This window comes from Streptomyces aurantiacus (assembly GCF_001418335.1).
In the GTDB taxonomy this organism is placed as follows: domain Bacteria; phylum Actinomycetota; class Actinomycetes; order Streptomycetales; family Streptomycetaceae; genus Streptomyces; species Streptomyces aurantiacus.
On the sequence record NZ_LIPP01000559.1, the window covers coordinates 1 to 1173 of the forward strand.

Below are 1173 nucleotides of genomic sequence, written 5' to 3' on the forward strand. Positions count from 1 at the left end.
CCCCCTGGCCGGCCAATACACCCGGCATCAGCCTCCGACATCAACGCCCCAGCAACACCAGAGCAACGGCCACCTGCTCCCGGTCCAACCCCGCCCCCTCCTCAACCCGCCAAAGCGAGTCCTGAAGCACCCGACCCAACGTCCAGGCACGAGCCCGTTCCCGGTCCACGCCCAACGTCTCCGTCATCAGATCGAAGCGCCGCTCCAGCCCGCCCTGTCCACCCTGCCCGCCCTCCCCGAACCGATTCCGGAGCGCGGGCAGCAGTTCGAAGCAGGGGTCCCCGGCGAGCGGCTTCGGATCGATGACGAGCCAGGGTTCACGGTCGGCGGCGAGGACGTTCTCGAAGTGCAGGTCCCAGTGGAGCAGCCGGTCCCCGGGCTCGCCCGCGACCTCACGCACGGCAGCCGCGCAGTCCATCAGCAGCCGCCGGTCCTCGTCCCGCGCAAGGGACGCGACCACCGGGGGCAGCCGCTCGAACATCCCGTCGACCATCGCGTCCAACCGCCGCAGCCCCGCCGGCGCCGGCACAGCCGTGATCCGCGCCAGCAACTCAGCCAGCACGGACGTCGCCTTCATCACATCGGGCACAGCGGCCAACGGCCGTCGCTCGTCGAGCCGTTCCAGCAGCAACGTGCCGGTCCCCGCGTCCTCCGCCAGCAGCCGTACGACCCCGTCACCGCCCCAGGTCCGCAGCGCCAGCCCCTCGCCGGCCGTCTCCTCGTCGATGTCCTGCAGCTTCAGCACGGCCCTCGTCCCGTCACCGCACACCACGGGCAGCACGACGGAAACCCGCCCGCTCATCGCCGCGCCCTCCTGCCGCAGTCCCCACCGTTCCAGGAACCGCCCGCCCCGCTCAAGCAGCCGCCCATATCCGATCACCGACCCCACCTACGCCTTCCTCCTCACGAAAACCACGAAATCCGAAGGAGACACCCACCACCTTGAGAAGCTAACGTCACCGCGCATGAGCAGCACGGAGAACGCGGACAGCGCGACGGGCAAGGACCCCACGCCCCAAATGCCCCACGCGCCTCACGCACCCAACTCACCCCAGGCACCCCAGGCACCCCGCCAGACCACCAACGGCGGAATATCGTTCTGGTACGCCCAGCAGAGCCAGGACCAGAGCCAGGACCAGAGCCAGAACCCGAGCCTCCCCACCCCCCGCACCC

General features: G+C 70.2%; 1 protein-coding gene and 1 pseudogene. One reads left to right on the top strand and one right to left on the bottom strand.

Annotated features, from left to right (window positions below):
- Positions 1–40: 40 nt before the first annotated feature.
- On the bottom strand, positions 41–889 hold the full coding sequence (locus AOK01_RS40235) for an aminoglycoside phosphotransferase family protein (protein WP_055520619.1): 849 nt from the start codon (positions 887–889) through the stop codon (positions 41–43).
- Positions 890–965: 76 nt separating this feature from the next.
- On the opposite strand from AOK01_RS40235, the pseudogene AOK01_RS43940 reads away from it, so the two are divergent.
- Positions 966–1173 (top strand): annotated as a pseudogene (locus tag AOK01_RS43940) (hypothetical protein); the annotation flags it as partial.